This window comes from Streptomyces sp. NBC_00683 (assembly GCF_036226745.1).
Classification (GTDB): Bacteria; Actinomycetota; Actinomycetes; order Streptomycetales; family Streptomycetaceae; genus Streptomyces.
Map to the genome: position 1 here is coordinate 6,046,174 of NZ_CP109013.1, position 16,213 is coordinate 6,062,386.

Consider the following 16,213-nt stretch of genomic DNA (forward strand, 5'->3'; position numbering starts at 1 on the left):
CTCAGCCCGCCGAGGGCTTCGCGGGCGGTGCGACCGCGTCCTTGGGCTGCGTGCTCAGCAGCTCGGGTTCGGCGGCGGCGCCCTTGCCGTTCAGCCTGGCCACGAACATCGGCTGAATCAGCGCATGGTCCTCGGCGCGGATCTGCTCCTGGCCCTTCACACCGTCGAACGTCCAGCCCTCCAGGGCCTTCACCATGGCGGCGGTGTCGGTCGCGCTGCCCTCCTTGACGGCCTGCACGATCATCTGCGCCGCGGTGAAACCGTCCGGGGTGAACAGGTCGGGGGTGCCGCCCGCCTTCGTGACCCCGTCGAGCATGGCCTTCTCCACGGCGTTCCCGCCGCCCGCGCCGGGGAAGTAGTGCGCGAGGAAGGAGACCTTGGCCCCGGCGGCTCCGAAGACCGGGTACGAGGCCGTTCCCGCGAGTCCGGTGACGACCTTGCTCGCGGTCAGCACCCCCTGCTGGTCGAGGGCCGTCCACAGGGCGGGGGCGGTCGCCCCGGCCCAGGCGACGAAGACCAGATCGGGGCCTCCCGCCTTGACCTGCCGGGCGAACGGGGTCAGATCCGTGGCACTGGGCGGGGCCAGGACGGAGCCGACCGTCGCGCCCTTCGCGCCGAGCACCGCCTTGACCGCGGCGACATTGGCCTGGCCGAAGGTGGAGTCCTGAGCCAGGACGGTGACCTTCTTGCCCGCGGCGTCGCCGAGCATCGTGCCCGCGGTGAGGATGTCCTGGTAGGACTGCCGGCCCGAGCGGAAGGTGTACTCGTTGATCCCGGTCACGGCATCCGTGGCGGCCGGGCCGTTCACGTACAGCACCTTGTTCTGGGCGGCCAGCGGGGCCATCTGGAGGGCGACGCCGGAGTCGGTGGTGCCGGCCAGCACCTTGTAGCCCTTGCCGATCAGGTTCTTCGCGGCCGAGACGGCCTTGCCGGGGTCGCCCGCGTCGTCCTGCTCGGTGACCTCGATGGTGTGACCGTCGACCTTGCCGGTGCCCCCGGTGGCGTGGTCGAGGCCCGCCATGAACCCGTCGCGGTACTGCTTCCCGTACGCGGCGAGCAGTCCGGTACGGGAGTAGACGAGGCCCACCTTGACGGCCTCGTCCTTGCCGGCGGAGGAGTCGCTGCCCGCCTGCCCCGCGGCGGTGCACCCCACCAGGAGCAGTCCGGCGGCCGCCAGCGTGGCCGCGGTCAGGGTTCTGTGCTGGACGGTGCCTACGGCTCTGCGACGCATGGGGACCGGCTCCTCGGCATGGTTCGGGTGATGTCGGCCGAACCGTATGAACACCGTGGCGCCGTCGATATGGTGCAGGGCACCTCACCTGGCGGGGGCACCGTGTGGGTGCCGTACATGGAAAGCCGGGCCGTGTCGCTCAGAGCCCGGCGGTTCCGGGTTCCGCGGCAGGCGGGCCGACCAGCCGGCACACCGTCTCGATGTCCCCCCTCACCTGCGCGATCGACGCCCGTCCCGAAAGCCAGGTGATCAGCGCCGAGTGCCAGGTGTGCTCGATGACGCGGACCACGGCCAACTGCTCCTGGCTGGGGTCCTCCAGCCCCATCGCATCGACGACGATCGCCGTCGTCAGACGCGAGACGGCATCCACCTCCGTGCTCGCACTGCGGTCGGCGAAGGTCAGTGCCCGCACCATCGCGTCCGCCAGATTCGGTTCGCGCTGGAGCGCCCGGAAGGCCCGCATCAGGGTCTCGGCGACCCGCTCGGCGGCGTCGTCCCCGGCGGGCGGCCGCTTACGGAGCGTGAGCTGCAGATGCTGGAGCCGGTCCTGCATGACGGCGACCAGCAGATGGATCTTGGAGGGGAAGTAGCGGTAGAGCGTTCCCAGGGCGACCTCGGCGGCGTCCGCCACCTCGCGCATCTGCACGGCCTCGAAACCGCCCCGGCCGGCGAGCTGGGCGCCCGCCTGCAGAATGCGGCGGCGGCGTGCCTCCTGGCGTTCCGTCAGGGGAGGCGCTGCCGGTCCGGGTTCCGCTCTCATCTGTCCCCATCCAAGGCTTCCGTCCGCACCGGAGGGCGGCACCGCTGGTTCGCACCGCGGCTCCGCGGCGTGGACCGGCGCCGCTGCCCGCGCCGCTGACCTGCGAAGCCGGTCGGTCCGCGGGGAAGGGAACCGGTTCCCTTCCCCGGCGGGCACCGGCCCCCGGGGGCGCACAGCATGCCAGGGCGCCCGCCGTGGCGCGAATCACCTGATCCGGCCGTCACGCCGACGCTACCTGCCGGTAGATTCGGTGCTTGTTGAACGAACGAGTCTGAAACTTGTTCTAGATTAACGCGACCGGTTACGCTCCGGCGAAAACGCAGTGAGAAGGGGGCCGAGTGTGACCGCTGAGGCCATAGAGTCAGGCCCCTTCACGGGCAGCGGCGCGTCGGACACCGACAGTGACCGTCCGTTGCGCATCGCCCTCCTGACCTACAAGGGCAACCCCTTCTGCGGCGGCCAGGGTGTGTACGTGCGCCACCTCGGACGCGAACTGGCCCGGCTCGGCCACAGCGTCGAAGTGATCGGCGCCCAGCCCTACCCCGTGCTCGACGAAGGCGTTCCGCTCACCGAACTGCCCAGCCTCGACCTGTACCGGCAGCCCGACCCGTTCCGCACCCCGGGACGCGGCGAGTACCGCGACTGGATCGACCTCGCCGAGGTCGCCACCATGTGGACCGGCGGCTTCCCCGAGCCCCTCACCTTCAGCCTGCGGGCCCGGCGCCATCTCCTGGCCCGCCGCGGCGACTTCGACGTCGTGCACGACAACCAGACGCTCGGCTACGGCCTGCTCGGCGACCTCGGCGCCCCCCTCGTCACGACGATCCACCACCCCATCACCGTCGACCGTCAACTCGACCTGGACGCAGCGGAATCCGGCCTCCGCCGGCTCTCCGTGCGCCGCTGGTACGCCTTCACGCGCATGCAGAAGCGCGTCGCCCGCCGGATGCCGTCCGTCCTCACCGTCTCCGGCTCCTCCCAGCAGGAGATCGTCGAGCACCTCGGGGTACGCCCGGACCGCGTCCGGGTCGTGCACATCGGCGCCGACACCGACCTGTGGTCGCCCGACCCCTCGGTCGCCGAGGTGCCCGGCCGGATCGTCACCACCTCCAGCGCCGACGTCCCGCTCAAGGGACTCGTCCACCTCGTCGAGGCGCTCGCCAAGCTCCGCACCGAGAACCCGCAGGCGCACCTCGTCGTCGTCGGGAAGCGGGCCGAGGACGGACCCGTCGCCCAGGCCATCGAGCGCTACGGACTCCAGGACGCCGTCGAGTTCGTCAAGGGCATCAGCGACGCCGAACTGGTCGGCCTCGTCCGCAGCGCCCAGATCTCCTGCGTCCCGTCGCTGTACGAGGGCTTCTCCCTCCCCGCCGCCGAGGCCATGGCCACCGGCACCCCGCTCGTCGCCACGACCGGCGGCGCCATCCCCGAGGTCGCGGGCCCCGACGGGGAGACCTGCCTCGCCGTGCCTCCCGGCGACGCGGGGGCCCTGGCCGCCGCACTCGGCCGGCTGCTCGGCGACCCGGAGCTGCGCGCCCGCCTGGGCGCGGCAGGCCGGGCGCGGGTACTCGCCAACTTCACCTGGGCCAGGGCGGCCCTCGGCACCGCCGAGCTGTACCGTCAGGCGATCGCCGCCAGGGGAGCCCGCAGGTGACCTCCGCCGCGGCCCCCGGACCCCGTACCTCCGACCTCGAAGGCAGGCCCCCGTGCTGACCGTCGACTTCACCCGCTTCCCGCTCGCCGCAGGCGACCGGGTGCTCGATCTGGGCTGCGGCGCCGGCCGTCACGCCTTCGAGTGCTACCGGCGCGGCGCCCAGGTGGTGGCTCTCGACCAGAACGGCGAGGAGATCCGCGAGGTCGCGAAGTGGTTCGCCGCGATGAAGGAGGCCGGCGAGGCCCCCGAGGGCGCCACGGCCACCGCGATGGAGGGCGACGCGCTCAACCTGCCGTTCCCCGACGACTCCTTCGACGTCGTGATCATCTCCGAGGTGATGGAGCACATCCCCGACGACAAGGGCGTGCTCGCCGAGATGGTCCGCGTGCTGAAGCCCGGCGGCCGGATCGCGATCACCGTGCCCCGCTACGGCCCCGAGAAGATCTGCTGGACGCTCTCCGACGCGTACCACGAGGTCGAGGGCGGGCACATCCGGATCTACAAGGCCGACGAACTGCTCGGCAGGATCCGCGAGGCCGGGCTCAAGCCCTACGGCACCCACCACGCGCACGCGCTGCACAGCCCCTACTGGTGGCTCAAGTGCGCCTTCGGGGTCGACAACGACAAGGCGCTGCCGGTGCGCGCCTACCACAAGCTGCTGGTCTGGGACATCATGAAGAAGCCGATGGCCACCCGGGTCGCCGAGCAACTGCTCAACCCCGTAGTCGGCAAGAGTTTCGTGGCGTACGCGACCAAGCCGCACCTCCCGAAGGCCGAGGCGTGAGCACACCCGAGCGGACCGAACACCTCGTCCTGCCCGGAGTCCTCACCGCCGAGCAGGCCGCCGAGTCCGTGGCCGCGCTGCGCGCCGTGCAGCGCGAGGACGGGGCCCTGCCCTGGTTCCGCGGCCACCACCTCGACCCGTGGGACCACACCGAGGCCGCCATGGCCCTCGACGCCGCCGGTGAGCACGAGGCCGCGGCACGCGCCTACGCCTGGCTGGCCCGTCACCAGAACGACGACGGCTCCTGGTACGCCGCCTACCACGACGGCGACCCCGAGCAGCCCACCGACCTCGGCCGCGAGACCAACTTCTGCGCGTACGTGGCCGTCGGCGTCTGGCACCACTACCTCGCCACCGGCGACGACGCGTTCGCCGACCGGATGTGGCCGACGGTCTACGCCGCCATCGAGTTCGTGCTGCGACTGCAGCAGCCCGGCGGCCAGATCGGCTGGAAGCGCGAACCCGACGGCACCCCCGTCACCGACGCGCTGCTGACCGGCTCCTCCTCCATCCACCAGGCGCTGCGCTGCGCCCTCGCCCTCGCCGAACAGCGCGAGGAGCCGCAGCCCGACTGGGAGCTGGCGGCCGGAGCGCTCGGCCACGCGATCCGCAGCCACCCCGAGCGTTTCCTGGACAAGGACCGCTACTCGATGGACTGGTACTACCCGGTCCTCGGCGGCGCGCTCACCGGGCCTGCCGCGACCAAGCGGATCGAGGAGGGCTGGGACCGTTTCGTCGTGCCCGGCCTCGGTGTGCGCTGCGTGCTGCCCAACCCCTGGGTGACGGGCGGCGAGAGCTGTGAACTGGCGCTGGCGCTCTGGGTGACCGGGGAGTCGGACAGGGCGCTGGAGATCCTGCAGTCCGTCCAGCACCTGCGCGCCGAGGGCGGCATGTACTGGACGGGGTACGTCTTCGAGGGTGAGCGGGCCTTCTGGCCCGAGGAACTCACCACCTGGACCGTGGGTTCACTGCTGCTGGCGGTGGCCGCGCTCGGTGGGGACGAGGCGACCACCGCGGTCTTCAGCGGCGAACGGCTGCCGACGGGCCTGGAACCCGACTGCTGCGGCTAGAACCGGCGGACCCGGCCCGCCACGGCGTGCCCGATGAAGAGGTAGACGACTGCGGCCAGACCGTAGCCCGTGACGACCCGCGCCCACGCTTCGTCGAAGGTGAACAGGTCGTACGACCACCCGGCCAGCCAGCGGGCCGAGTCCTGGACGAACTCCACCAAGTCATTGGCCCGGTTGGCGTCGAGCAGGTACATCAGGATCCACAGAATGATGATGAACGCCATGATGTCCGCTACGACGGCGATGAGTCGTGCGGCGGTACTGCTTCCTGTGCCTGTTCTGGGAGACATGCTCTCCGGGTTGCCGCTTTCCGGTAAGTGAAACCCGTACGGCCTGTGCCGAGTGGCGGGCCGCCTCCGCGCGGGCGAGCCTGGCGGCGAGTGCCGAGCCGCGTCACTCACCGTGAGACGCCCGGTCAGGGAGGCCCGCCGTGCCCCGTTCCGCCCCGCTCCGCCGGCTGCTCGTGGCGTTGCTGCTGTCCTGCACCGTGCTCGTGGGCGGGACCGCCTGCGGCGACGGTGACACCGGCACGAGCAGCAGCGCTACGGCGAGCAGCAGCGGTACGGCGAGCCGTGGCACGACGGCGAGCCCCACGACCTCGGCCGAGGCCCAGAAGTTCGCCAAGGCCCGGTTCGTGGCCAACGCGGGACTGGCGGCCGGAGCCGCGTACCAGTGGATCGTGAAGCCCTACCGCGCGGGCAAGTTCAAGAGCGGGGCCGACGGGCGCACGTTCGCGGTGGTCAAGGCGAGCCTCGCGGGCGCGTTCGCGTACAACAGGCTCAAGGCGGCGGCGGACAACGCCAAGGGCGACCCGCTCCTGGCGAAGGCCGTGGCACCGCTGACCGCGGGAATCGAATCGCTCAAGGGGATGGCCACCAAGCTCGCCAAGGGCGAGGCGGGTGCCGGGGACGTCGGCGCGTTCGAGAGCGTCATCGACAGCATCAAGGACGCCGGAAAGAGCGCGGGCGCCGTGGTGACGGACAAAGTGCCGTCCACCTCCCAACTGGGCGGATGAATCCAGCTGAGAGACCCTGCGCGCCGTACTAGGGTGCGAGGATGACCTCCCTTGCGCACGACCGCTACTGCGACGAGATCCTGTTCCAGACGGACGCGTTGAGAGCAGCGGTCACGGGCGCAGACCTGACGGCGAGAGTCCCGACCTGCCCCGACTGGAGTCTGCGCGATCTCGTCGTCCACGTCGGGGGCGCCCACCGCTGGGCCGGCGAGATCGTCCGCACCCGGGCCGCCGCGGAGATCCCCGACGAAGAGGTTCCTGACGCCGAGGGGCCCGGCGGCGACGATCCGGGCGCGCTCGACGCCTGGCTGGCCGAAGGAGCCGCAGGGACCGTGGCCGCCCTGCGCGAGGCCGGTCCGGACACGGCCGTCTGGACCTGGGCGTGGGAACAGCGGACAGCCTTCTGGGCCCGCCGCATGGCGCACGAGACCGTCGTCCACCGCGCGGACGCGGCCCTGGCGACGGGGACCGTCTACGAGGTGGTACCCGACCTGGCGGCCGACACGATCGACGAGTGGCTCCAGATCGTCGCCTTCTCCCAGGCGGAGGGAGACCCGGAGGCGGCCGAACTGCGCGGCGGGGGACGCTCCTTGCACCTGCACGCGACAGATGTGCCGAGTGCCGAGTGGCTGATCGAGTTCGGTGAGAAGGACTTCACCTGGCGCCGCGCCCACGAGAAGGCGACGGTGGCCCTGCGCGGCCCGCTGACCGAGCTGATGCTGGCGTTCAACCGGCGGCAGAAGCCGGACGAGGGAGGACTGGAAGTACTGGGGGACAGGGACCTGCTGGACTTCTGGCTGGACCGCTCGTCGTTCGGCTGAGCGGCCGCCCGGACCCACGTACGACAGCGGCCCCCCGCCCGGAAGGGCGGGGGGCCGCTGATCGTTCGAGGGACAACTCAGCCGCGCTGGATGCCCGTCGTGTCCTGCAGCACACCGCGACGGCCGTCCTGCGTCTGGGCGATGAGGCCCGGACCACGCTGCTCGACCGCGAGGTACCAGGTACCGGGCGCGAGTTCGGCAATCGGGTTCGGGCCGCCGTCCTCGCCGTACAGCGGACGGGCCACCGGCACCGCGAACCAGAACGGTGTGAAGTCACCGGCCGGTGCTCCACCGCCCTGCGGAGCCTGCGGCGCCTGCTGGGGGTCCGGCTGACCGGGCTGGCCCGGCTGCGCACCGTACGGCTGGGGCTGACCGGGCTGCGCACCGTACGGCTGCGGCTGGCCACCGGGGTAGCCGTAGCCCTGGCCGGGCTGCGGCTGGGCGCCGTACGGCGCCTGCACGGCCTGCGCGGGGCGCGGGGCGCCCACGAGCGGGGCCTTGAGTGCGGGAACCAGCGGTGTGGCCACCGCTCCGCCGGCCAGCGCGATGGTCGCCAGCAGTCCGAGGATCAGGCCGGCGCCCGCGTTGCTGGCGTCGATGATCGTCCAGAACATGGTCCACAGGGCGAACACCGTGAAGGCGGCGCCGAACTGACCGAGGTCGAGCCCCACGACCTTGCGGCCCGGCATGGAGCGGCTCACGATCAGCAGCGCCGCGCCGATGATGCCGGCCAGGTAGATGCTCATCAGGAGCGAGAGCGAGTCCCAGGCGTTCGCGCTGTAGCCGGAGCAGTCGACGCCCGAGGGGCAGTCGAAACCGGAGAGGTCGAGGAAAGAGGCGATGAACAGCACGACCGCTGCTCCGATCACCACGCCGTCGCCTCGAGTGAGGGAGCGGATATTCACGTGAAGGTCCTTAGTCGGTCGTCTCGTCGGGGCGGTCGTCGATGCCGCCTGTACGGCGGGTACGGCGCGAAGCTCGGGGGCGGCTCCCCATCGTACGGATGAATCTATCGTCTGCCCGGGCGGGTTGTGTGCCTGCCCGGACCTCGGACGGGCTATCCCCCCAATGTCTCGCCACTATCACCGCAGTTCTACCGCTTGAGGTAGCTGCTGATGCCCTCGGCGATGCCGAGGGCCGCCTTCTGACGCCAGTCCGCGCTCATGAGCAGAGCGGCGTCCTTCGGGTCACGCATATTGCCGCATTCGACGAAGACTTTGGGCACGGTCGACAGATTCAGGCCGCCCAGGTCCTTGCGGGTGTCCAACCCCGTATTGCCGCCGATGTAATTGGAGGGTGCGCTTCCGGTAATGCGGACGAACTTTCCCGCGATCCGTTCGCCGAGATCGCGCGAGGGGGCCACGATGCTCGCCGTGTCCGCGTCGCCGCCGCGCACCTGGGCGGGGAGGATCACATGGAAACCCCGGTTGCCGGCCGCGGAACCGTCCGCGTGGACCGAGACGACGGCATCGGCGTGGGCCTCGTTGCCGATCCGGGCCCGTTCGTCGACGCACGGGCCGAACGGGCGGTCGTCGTCCTGGGTGAGGACGACCTTCGCACCCTGGGACTCCAGCAGCGTGCGCAGCCGGCGTGAGACATCCAGGGTGAACCGGGCCTCCGCGTAACCGGAGTTGGTGGCGGTGCCCGTGGTGTCGCACTCCTTGTGCCCGGTACCGATGTCCACCTGGCGGTTGATCTCGCTCGTGCGGTCGCGGTTGCGCGGGTTGTGCCCCGGGTCGATCACCACGGTCCTGCCCGTCAGCGGGCCCTTCGGCAGCGGCTTCGGCGGCTTCACGGAGGCGGACCCGGACGCCGGCGGGGACGTGGGGGAGGGGCTCTTCGACGCCGCCGGGGGCGGGGAGGACGACGCGGACCCGGACGGTGCGGCCGCGCTGCTGCCGGGCAGGGGCTGTGCCTGCCCGGGAGCGGGACCACCGTCTCCCCCGCACCCCGCGGCGGTCAGGCAGACGGACGCCAGCACCACGGTGGCGAGCACGGGCCTGCGGGGCGCGGCGGCGCGCAGGGGGGCGGCAACGCGCGGGGTGGGGGGACTGCTGTCGTCGTAGCGCACGTCGCGATGCTATCCGTGACCTTCAGATCCCCGGTCCCGTACGCCGCAGTACCCGCAGGGAGTCCGTCACCGAGATCTCCGTGAACGCGCCGGAGGACAAAGCCCGTTGGTGGACGCGGTACGGGGCCTGGCCGCCGTCCGCCGGATCGGGGAACACGTCGTGGATCACGAGCAGCCCGCCGTCGGCGACATGAGGGGCCCAGCCCTCGTAGTCACCGTTCGCGTGCTCGTCGGTGTGACCGCCGTCGATGAAGACGAAGCCGAGCTTGCCGCCCCAGACGGCGGCGACCTGCGGCGACCGCCCGACGAGCGCCACCACGTGCTCCTCCAGGCCCGCCCTGTACAGGGTCCTGCGGAAGGACGGGAGCGTATCCATCAGGCCGATCTCCGGGTCCACGACCGTCGGGTCGTGGTACTCCCAGCCGGGCTGCTGCTCCTCGCTGCCCCGGTGGTGGTCGACCGTGAGCACGCTCACGCCCGCCGCGCGGGCGGCGCCGGCGAGCAGGATCGTGGAGCGCCCGCAGTAGGTGCCCACCTCGAGCAGCGGCAGCCCGAGCGCGGCCGCCCCGGCCGCCGCGGCGTACAGCGCGAGCCCCTCGCGCAGCGGCATGAAGCCCTTGGCGGCCTCGAAGGCGGCGAGGACCTCCGGCTCGGGTGCGACGGCGGACTCGGCGGTCACGGGCTTCCTCCAGGCGGTGCGGCATCGATCGGCGCCCCATCGTGCCGCACGCCCCCGCCGGTGCTGTCGGCGGGGGCGTGCGGCTGCGCGGGTCCTGGCAGGTCAGGGGCGCACGGAAGCCGGGGCCTGGACGTCGTCGGAGGCCGCGGATGCCAGCGCGTCGCCCGCACTGCTCGCCAGCAGGACCGGGCGCGCGGGCCGCTGCGCCGGCAGGAACGCGGCCAGCAGCAGGCCGATCAGCACGGCACCCGTCGCGATCATGAACGAGGTCCGGAAGCCCTCCATGGTGGGCACCTCCACCGACCCCATGCGCACCGAGGTGTTCGCGAGCACCATGCCGATGACGGCACTCGACAGCGAGGTACCGATCGACCGCATCAGCGTGTTCAGGCCGTTGGCCGCGCCCGTCTCGGACGCGTCGACGGCCCCGATGATCAGTGCGGGGAGCGAGGAGTACGCGAGTCCGATCCCGGCCCCGAGCACCACCGCGATCACCACGGTCTGCCAGGCGGCACTCATCAGGCCGAGCCCCGCCCCGTAGCCGATCGCGATGATCAGGAGGCCGAGCATCAGGGAGACCTTGGGGCCGCGGCGGGCGGAGAGCCGGGCGTACAGCGGCGCCACGAACATCATCGTCACGCCCAGCGGCGCCACGCAGAGCCCCGCGACCACCATCGACTGCCCGAGCCCGTAGCCGGTCGACGCGGGCAGCTGCAACAGCTGCGGCAGGACCAGCGAGACCGCGTAGAAGGCGACCCCGACCATGATCGAGGCGAGGTTGGTGAGCAGCACCTCACGGCGGGCGCTGGTACGCAGGTCGACCAGCGGAGCCGGGCTGCGCAGCTCGAACATCCCCCACAGGACCAGGATCACCAGCGAAGCGGCGATCAGCCCGAGCGTGACGGGCGAGGTCCAGCCCCAGTCGCCGCCCTTGGTGACGGGGAGCAGCAGACAGACCAGGCCGAGCGAGAGCCCCAGCGCACCGACGAGGTCGAAGCGCCCGGCCGCGCGCAGCGAGGGCTCGGGCACGACGAGGACGGTGAGGCCCATGGCCACCACCCCGAGCGCGGCCGAGCCGAGGAAGAGCGTGTGCCAGTCGGCGTGCTGGGCGATCAGCGCCGCGGCGGGCAGGGCGAGCCCGCCGCCCACCCCGATCGAGGAGCTCATCAGGGCCATCGCCGAGCCGAGCTTCTCGCGGGGCAGCACATCACGCATGATGCCGATGCCGAGCGGAATGGCGCCCATGGCGAAGCCCTGGAGCGCACGGCCGACGATCATGACCACGAGGTCGTCGGTGGTCGCGCAGATCAGGGAGCCGATCACCATCACGGCGAGACTGGCGAGCAGCATCCGCCGCTTGCCGTAGAGGTCACCGAGCCGTCCCATGATCGGCGTCGAGACGGCTCCGGCGAGCAGTGTGGCCGTCATCACCCAGGTGGCGTTGGCGGGGTCGGTGTCGAGGAGGGCCGGCAGGTCCTTGATGACGGGGACGAGCAGGGTCTGCATCACCGCGACGGTGATCCCCGCGAACGCCAGCACGGGCACGACGCCGCCCGACCGGCCCTTGCGCGGGTCGGGAAGCCCCCCGGCCTGCTGTTCGGTTGTCGTCCGTTGCATACGTGGGGCCTCCGGGCAGGGGGAAAGTCAGGGGAAGGGTGGGGTCGAGCGTGCGGCGGTGCGCCCGAGGGCAGCACCGACCGCCAAGTGTGTGCACCCTGAACGCTTTCGTGTCCACGCTGTATTCCGCCGCCGTATTCCGGTGAACGGAGAAGACCGGAGGCTTCACCGGAGAGCGGGTCCCCGGGGGCGGCGCCGCCTGGAGAGTGCTTGCTTCGGGGACGACGGACCCCCCGGACCACCGCTGAGCCGTGACGACCGGCCACGGTGTGGCGGTCAGGGCAAGGCGTGCACGACCAGTCGCGACCGTCGCCCGGCGAAAGCGCTACGCAGCGTCCGGGACTCACGGTTCCGCGCCGCGAAGACTCCCTGCCTGTCCACGTGGACGACCAGGATGTCGTGGCTGTCGATGACCGCGGAGATGCCCCTGGTCTGGATGGTGTCCCGCCAGGCATCGATGTTCCGGCCGAACCACTCCGGCAGTCCACAGGGCTCGGCGACGGCGTCCCAGAAGTCATCGAGAGTCTCGATCGACCGTCCTCGCAGGTCAACCACCAATGGGGACTCCGTCTTCACGACCATTGCAGCAGAGTAGCCAGCCCCGTCCGGACAGCGGTCCGGTAGGCCGCCGGCGAACGCCCGTCAGTGGTGGTCGCCCTTCCGGCCCAGCGTCTCCACGGGGGTCGCGCCGGGGCGGGTCCACTGCGGTACCGGCCGGCTGGTCGGGCCCCAGGTGGCGACCCCGTCGGCGTCCGAGCGCCAGCTCCAGCAGGACTGGCCGGCCACGGACGGGTACCCGTCGTGGACATCGCCGATCACGGGCCGGCCCTCGGGCCTGTCCTCCCACGCCTCGCCGCGGCCGTACGGCGTCATGTCGAGCAGGCCCATGGACGCGTTGACCCGCTCGTTGCCCCGGCCCGTCGTGGAATAGGTGAGGAAGGTGCGGTCGCCGTCGCGCAGGAAGCAGGCGAGGTACCCCATGTCTCCGCCGACCGGAGCGTCCACGCCCCGCACCGAGTACCAGGGCTGGGTGTACCCCATGAACTCGACGTAGGAAGCCACCTCTTTCCACGGACCCGAGGTCAGGACGGCGAACGAGACGCCCCGGGCGTTGAGGTAGGCGGCGTCCTTCACGTGCCAGGCCGTGGTGGTGCAGCCCTCGCACTGCCCCTGGTGCGGGGCGCCGTCGTACCACATGTGCTGGTAGGCCACGAGCTCGTCGCGGCCCTGGAACAGGTCGAGGAACGGGACCGGCCCGTCGGCACCGGTGACCTCGACCGTGCCGTCGAACTCGACCATCGGCAGCCGCCGCCGGGCAGCGGCGATCGCGTCACCCTCACGGGTGTGCGCCTTCTCGCGGACCAGCAGTTCCTCGCGTGCCGCCTGCCAGGTGGCGAGGTCGACGATCGGCGGCTTGCCAGGGAGGTCGCTGCTCGCGTTGCCGGGCGTGGTGGTCATGGTGTCCTCCGTGGTGTCTCGTACCGGGCGGCGCCGCAGGACGTCCCGAGACGCTCACCGGAACAGACTCCCGGCCCGGCCGGAACTCATCGCTGGGGCCGATGGGCCGGAGGCGGCTGCCCGGGGGCCTGCCCGCGGCCTCGGTCACGGACTCGGCGCAGCACACGGGTCGCCGTGAGGAGCCGACGGCGTGTCCACGGGCAGTTCCGCGGCCACGGCGAAGCCGCCCTGTGCGCCGGGGCCCGACTCCAGGGAGCCGCCCGCGGCGGCGAGCCGTTCGGTCAGGCCCTTCAGGCCGGTGCCACCGGCCTGCCGCGTGCCCCGCACCTCGCCCGGACCGCGGCCGTCGTCCGTGACGGTCAGCCGGACCCGTTCGGGCGTGGACTCGACCACGAACACGCAGCGGGTCGCGCCGCTGTGCCGTACGACATTGGTGACGGCCTCCCGCGCCACCCAGCCGAGCAGCGCCTCGGTCCGCGAGGTGAGCGGCGGGCCCGAGCGGCGTACCACCGGCTCGATACCGGCGGCGGTCAGCGCGGACCTCGCCCGGTCCAGCTCGGTGGCGAGGCTTCCCTCGCGGTACCCCGTCACCGCCTCACGGATCTCGGTCAGCGCCTGGCGGCCGACGGACTCGATGTCGGTGACCTGGGCGATTGCGGCGTCGATGTCGCGGGGGGCGAGCCTGCGCGCGGCCTCCGACTTGATGACGATGACCGACAGCGTGTGCCCCAGCAGATCGTGCAGGTCGCGCGAGAAGCGCAGCCGTTCCTTCTCCACCGCGGTGCGGGCCAGTTCCTGCCGGGTCGCCCGCAGTTCCGTCACCGTCTCCGAGAGTGTGAGGATCGCTGCCGTCACGGCACCCGAGAGGAACGTGCCGTAGCCGATCGTCCACGGCTCCGAGACGTGGTCGCCGCGCCACACCGTGACGCCCACCGCGCAGGCGGCGAGGAAGGCCAGCGCCGGGACGAGCCGCCTGCCCCGCAGGATCGTTCCGCAGGCCAGGGAGAGCAGCGGGAAGAACAGCAGCCAGCTGCCGCCGTAGCCGATCGCCAGACCGAAGGTGACCGCGGCCATCGCGGCCAGCAGCACGTACGAGGTGGGCGTGTCCCGCCTGTTGTTGTCGAACCCGCGGAACACCACCGAGATGTAGAGGGAGTTGAAGGCGAGGAGCCCGAGGCCGCCGACCCAGGGGTTCGGCGACTCGCCCTGCCACAGGTTGGAGAACGCACCGAGCCCCATCAACAGCCACGGCACCAGGGCGTAGGGACCGGGCGGCCCGGGACGCCGGGGCCTCTTTCCTGCGCGCGCCATCGTCGCTCCCCTCACACGGTCCTGGCGGACCGACGGTAGGAGAGCATGGCGTATCCGCCGAACAGCAGCAGCCACGCGGCGAGTACGGTGACCGACCCGGCGCCCGGCGCGTGGCCGGCCACGGTTGCCCAGCCGAGGTCCGCGAACCCGTGGGCGGGGGTGAACTCACCGATGGAGCGCACCCATCCGGGGAACTCCGTCAGCGGGAACCACAGTCCGCCGACGATCGCGAAACCCATCAGACAGGCCACATTGACCACACCCGTGCCCTGCGGGGTGAGCCGGTAGCCGTTGCCGATGCCGAGCAGGGTGAACGGCAGCGCGCCGATCCACAGCACCAGCACCAGCGCGACCCACTGCCAGGCCGCCAGCCGCACCCCGTTGACCAGCGCACCCGCCAGCAGAACGGCCAGGATGGTCGGCAGTACCGTCACCGAGCCGCTGATCGCACGGCCCGCCACGGCACGGCCCGGATCCAGCGGGGTGATCCGCAACTGCTGCAGCCAGCCGAGGGACTTGTCGGACGCGATGCCCGTACCGATCGCCATGGCCGATCCGAGCGCCCCGTACGCGGCCATGCCGACCATCGACGCGGCCTTCCAGTCGCCGTAGTCGCCGGCCCCGCCGAGGTTGGTGAAGAGGAGGTACATCATCACGGGCATGCCGGTCCCGAAGATGAGGAACACGCTGTCGCGCAGGGTCCGCCGGATTTCGAGCACGATGTACGGGAACATCACACGGTCTCCTTGTGGTGGTCGGCGACGCGGTCCGCAGGCGCGGTCAGGGCGAGGAACGCGTCCTGCAGCGTGGCCCTGGTGACCTGGAGCCCGCGTACGGCCCCGATCCTGGCCAGTTCGACGACGGTCGCGTCCGAGTCCTCCGTACGCAGCAGCGCCCGGTCCCCGCGCACCTCGACGCCCACGACCCCAGGCAGCGACTCCAGCCCTGCGGCCGTCCGGCCGGCCAGGTCGAAGGAGACCAGGCTGCCGCCCGCGGAACGCCTGATCAGGTCGCCGCTGCCGTCCGCGACGATCCGGCCGTGGTCGATGACCACGATCCGGTCGGCGTTCTCGTCGGCCTCCTCCAGATAGTGCGTGGAGAACAGGACGGTGTTGCCGCGCCCCGCGAAGGACCGCATCGAGTCCCAGAACGCCCGGCGCGCCTCCACGTCCAGGGCGGCGGTCGGTTCGTCCAGCACGATCAGTTCCGGATTGCCGGCCAGCGCGACGGCGAAGCGGACACGCTGGGTCTGGCCGCCGGAGAGCTTGTCGATGCGCCGGTCCGCGTACTCCGCGACTCCCGCGAGGGCGAGCGCCTCGGCCACGGGCATCGGATGCGGATAGGTGGACGCGACGAAGGTGATCAGCTCACGCACGGTCACCCGGGGGATCGGGCGCCCGTCCTGGAGCATCGCGCCGACCAGTCCGGCCCGCACCGCCCGGTCGGGACTGCGGCCGAGGAGCTCCACCGTGCCGGAGTCGGGGTCGTCGAGCCCGAGCAGGAGGCCGATGGCCGTGGACTTGCCCGCGCCGTTACGGCCCAGCAGGGCGACGGTCTCGCCCCGCCCGACGGCCAGGTCGATGCCGTCCACGGCCCGGACGGTGCGTTCCGCCCTGCCGAACGTCTTGACCACCGCGGTGAAGACCACCGCGGGTCCGCTCGTCGCGGTCCCCGTTGTCTGCGTCATGACCACGACGCTACGGAGCACGGCGCGCGGACGGCAGGGGCCGGGTGTACGGAGT

The 16,213-nt window shown here is 71.8% G+C and carries 17 protein-coding genes; 5 read left to right on the forward strand and 12 right to left on the reverse strand.

The window, feature by feature from the left end:
* Position 1: 1 nt before the first annotated feature.
* Together OG257_RS26965 and OG257_RS26970 are read right to left on the reverse strand one after the other, a co-directional pair.
* Positions 2 to 1,231, reverse strand: a complete 1,230-nt coding sequence (locus OG257_RS26965) for a substrate-binding domain-containing protein (protein WP_329211568.1) — start codon at positions 1,229 to 1,231, stop codon at positions 2 to 4.
* A gap of 139 nt (positions 1,232 to 1,370) precedes the next feature.
* A complete protein-coding gene (locus OG257_RS26970; protein WP_329211570.1) occupies positions 1,371 to 1,991 on the reverse strand; it encodes a TetR family transcriptional regulator in 621 nt (206 codons plus the stop codon).
* 340 nt (positions 1,992 to 2,331) lie between these two features.
* Here OG257_RS26970 and OG257_RS26975 point away from each other — a divergent pair, with 340 nt between their 5' ends.
* The 3 genes from OG257_RS26975 to OG257_RS26985 are packed head-to-tail and all read left to right on the forward strand — an operon-like array spanning position 2,332 to position 5,499.
* The gene (locus tag OG257_RS26975; RefSeq protein WP_329211572.1) at positions 2,332 to 3,645 is read left to right on the forward strand and encodes a glycosyltransferase family 4 protein; all 1,314 of its coding nucleotides are present in this window, start codon (positions 2,332 to 2,334) and stop codon (positions 3,643 to 3,645) included.
* A 52-nt stretch (positions 3,646 to 3,697) separates the two neighbouring features.
* Positions 3,698 to 4,429 carry a class I SAM-dependent methyltransferase gene (locus tag OG257_RS26980; protein ID WP_329211574.1) on the forward strand — a complete coding sequence of 244 codons (732 nt, stop codon included), beginning with the start codon at positions 3,698 to 3,700 and terminating at the stop codon, positions 4,427 to 4,429.
* Positions 4,426 to 5,499, forward strand: coding sequence for a prenyltransferase (locus OG257_RS26985; RefSeq protein WP_329211576.1), 1,074 nt, complete (start codon positions 4,426 to 4,428; stop codon positions 5,497 to 5,499). Before OG257_RS26980 ends, OG257_RS26985 begins: the two co-directional genes overlap by 4 nt.
* Here the strand turns inward: OG257_RS26985 and OG257_RS26990 are convergent.
* Positions 5,496 to 5,789, reverse strand: a complete 294-nt coding sequence (locus OG257_RS26990; RefSeq protein WP_329211578.1) for a hypothetical protein — start codon at positions 5,787 to 5,789, stop codon at positions 5,496 to 5,498. The genes OG257_RS26985 and OG257_RS26990 overlap by 4 nt on opposite strands.
* A gap of 140 nt (positions 5,790 to 5,929) precedes the next feature.
* On the opposite strand from OG257_RS26990, the gene OG257_RS26995 reads away from it, so the two are divergent.
* Together OG257_RS26995 and OG257_RS27000 are read left to right on the forward strand one after the other, a co-directional pair.
* Entirely contained in the window at positions 5,930 to 6,514 is a 585-nt protein-coding gene (locus OG257_RS26995; RefSeq protein ID WP_329211579.1) for a hypothetical protein, read from the forward strand.
* Positions 6,515 to 6,555: 41 nt separating this feature from the next.
* Complete coding sequence (locus OG257_RS27000; protein WP_329211581.1) at positions 6,556 to 7,335, forward strand: maleylpyruvate isomerase family mycothiol-dependent enzyme; 780 nt, start codon at positions 6,556 to 6,558, stop codon at positions 7,333 to 7,335.
* A gap of 77 nt (positions 7,336 to 7,412) precedes the next feature.
* Here the strand turns inward: OG257_RS27000 and OG257_RS27005 are convergent, their stop codons facing one another.
* The 9 genes from OG257_RS27005 to OG257_RS27045 all read right to left on the reverse strand — a co-directional run bounded on the left by OG257_RS27005 (position 7,413) and on the right by OG257_RS27045 (position 16,158).
* A complete protein-coding gene (locus tag OG257_RS27005; RefSeq protein ID WP_329211583.1) occupies positions 7,413 to 8,240 on the reverse strand; it encodes a hypothetical protein in 828 nt (275 codons plus the stop codon).
* Positions 8,241 to 8,428: 188 nt separating this feature from the next.
* Positions 8,429 to 9,406: an N-acetylmuramoyl-L-alanine amidase gene (locus OG257_RS27010; protein ID WP_443054492.1), complete on the reverse strand. Its 978-nt coding sequence runs from the start codon at positions 9,404 to 9,406 to the stop codon at positions 8,429 to 8,431.
* 22 nt (positions 9,407 to 9,428) lie between these two features.
* Positions 9,429 to 10,085, reverse strand: coding sequence for a class I SAM-dependent methyltransferase (locus tag OG257_RS27015; RefSeq protein WP_329211585.1), 657 nt, complete (start codon positions 10,083 to 10,085; stop codon positions 9,429 to 9,431).
* A 102-nt stretch (positions 10,086 to 10,187) separates the two neighbouring features.
* Complete coding sequence (locus tag OG257_RS27020) at positions 10,188 to 11,702, reverse strand: MFS transporter (RefSeq protein ID WP_329211587.1); 1,515 nt, start codon at positions 11,700 to 11,702, stop codon at positions 10,188 to 10,190.
* Between the two features lie 276 nt (positions 11,703 to 11,978).
* On the reverse strand, positions 11,979 to 12,284 hold the full coding sequence (locus tag OG257_RS27025; protein ID WP_329211588.1) for a barstar family protein: 306 nt from the start codon (positions 12,282 to 12,284) through the stop codon (positions 11,979 to 11,981).
* Between the two features lie 60 nt (positions 12,285 to 12,344).
* A complete protein-coding gene (locus OG257_RS27030) occupies positions 12,345 to 13,160 on the reverse strand; it encodes a DUF899 family protein (RefSeq protein ID WP_329211590.1) in 816 nt (271 codons plus the stop codon).
* Between the two features lie 144 nt (positions 13,161 to 13,304).
* Positions 13,305 to 14,471 (reverse strand): sensor histidine kinase, encoded by a 1,167-nt coding sequence (locus OG257_RS27035; RefSeq protein WP_329211592.1) that lies wholly within the window; start codon positions 14,469 to 14,471, stop codon positions 13,305 to 13,307.
* Positions 14,472 to 14,482: 11 nt separating this feature from the next.
* Entirely contained in the window at positions 14,483 to 15,205 is a 723-nt protein-coding gene (locus OG257_RS27040) for an ABC transporter permease (protein ID WP_329211594.1), read from the reverse strand.
* Complete coding sequence (locus tag OG257_RS27045; protein WP_329211596.1) at positions 15,205 to 16,158, reverse strand: ABC transporter ATP-binding protein; 954 nt, start codon at positions 16,156 to 16,158, stop codon at positions 15,205 to 15,207. The genes OG257_RS27040 and OG257_RS27045 overlap by 1 nt, the downstream gene beginning before the upstream one ends.
* Positions 16,159 to 16,213: the final 55 nt, after the last annotated feature.

What these genes read in the sequence shown, in the direction of transcription:
- OG257_RS27030 (WP_329211590.1), bottom strand. Translation starts at nt 13,160, where the DNA reads ATGACCACCACGCCCGGCAACGCGAGCAGCGACCTCCCTGGCAAGCCG.
- OG257_RS27045 (WP_329211596.1), bottom strand. Translation starts at nt 16,158, where the DNA reads ATGACGCAGACAACGGGGACCGCGACGAGCGGACCCGCGGTGGTCTTC.
- OG257_RS27000 (WP_329211581.1), top strand. Translation starts at nt 6,556, where the DNA reads ATGACCTCCCTTGCGCACGACCGCTACTGCGACGAGATCCTGTTCCAG.
- OG257_RS27025 (WP_329211588.1), bottom strand. Translation starts at nt 12,284, where the DNA reads ATGGTCGTGAAGACGGAGTCCCCATTGGTGGTTGACCTGCGAGGACGG.
- OG257_RS26965 (WP_329211568.1), bottom strand. Translation starts at nt 1,231, where the DNA reads ATGCGTCGCAGAGCCGTAGGCACCGTCCAGCACAGAACCCTGACCGCG.
- OG257_RS27020 (WP_329211587.1), bottom strand. Translation starts at nt 11,702, where the DNA reads ATGCAACGGACGACAACCGAACAGCAGGCCGGGGGGCTTCCCGACCCG.
- OG257_RS27035 (WP_329211592.1), bottom strand. Translation starts at nt 14,471, where the DNA reads ATGGCGCGCGCAGGAAAGAGGCCCCGGCGTCCCGGGCCGCCCGGTCCC.
- OG257_RS27040 (WP_329211594.1), bottom strand. Translation starts at nt 15,205, where the DNA reads ATGTTCCCGTACATCGTGCTCGAAATCCGGCGGACCCTGCGCGACAGC.
- OG257_RS26970 (WP_329211570.1), bottom strand. Translation starts at nt 1,991, where the DNA reads ATGAGAGCGGAACCCGGACCGGCAGCGCCTCCCCTGACGGAACGCCAG.
- OG257_RS26990 (WP_329211578.1), bottom strand. Translation starts at nt 5,789, where the DNA reads ATGTCTCCCAGAACAGGCACAGGAAGCAGTACCGCCGCACGACTCATC.